At 51.4% G+C, this 391-nt stretch carries 1 pseudogene; it reads right to left on the minus strand.

Features of this window, described 5'->3' with window-relative positions:
• Positions 1-333: pseudogene (locus SB773_RS30275) on the minus strand (thiamine pyrophosphate-dependent enzyme); the annotation flags it as partial.
• Between the last annotated feature and the right edge of the window lie 58 nt (positions 334-391).

Genomic DNA, 391 nt, shown 5'->3' on the forward strand with positions numbered 1-391 from the left:
AAGAGCTGATCCGACAGCGATCGGAATCCCCCCGCCAACAATGCCGTTTGCTCCCAAATTGCCTTTATCCACATCCGCTATGTGCAGCGATCCGCCTTTACCACGGCAATATCCCGTTTCTCGGCCGAATAGCTCTGCCATCATTCGATTGGCTTCTGCACCCTTGGCGATGCAATGACCATGTCCACGGTGCGTGCTAGTGATCTTGTCCCGGTCTTCTAAAACCGCAATGGCACCTGCTGCGGACGCTTCCTGTCCCACACACAGGTGAGTCGTTCCATGGATCAGTCCTTTGGCAAAAAACTCATCTACCTTCTCGTCGAAAAAGCGGATCAGCATGTACCACCACTTGAATTAGTATGGCTTCGCTATGTAATTGCTCTTTTCACAT

Source organism: Bacillus sp. SIMBA_074 (assembly GCF_046534555.1).
GTDB classification, from domain to species: Bacteria; Bacillota; Bacilli; order Bacillales; family Bacillaceae_G; genus Bacillus_A; species Bacillus_A mycoides.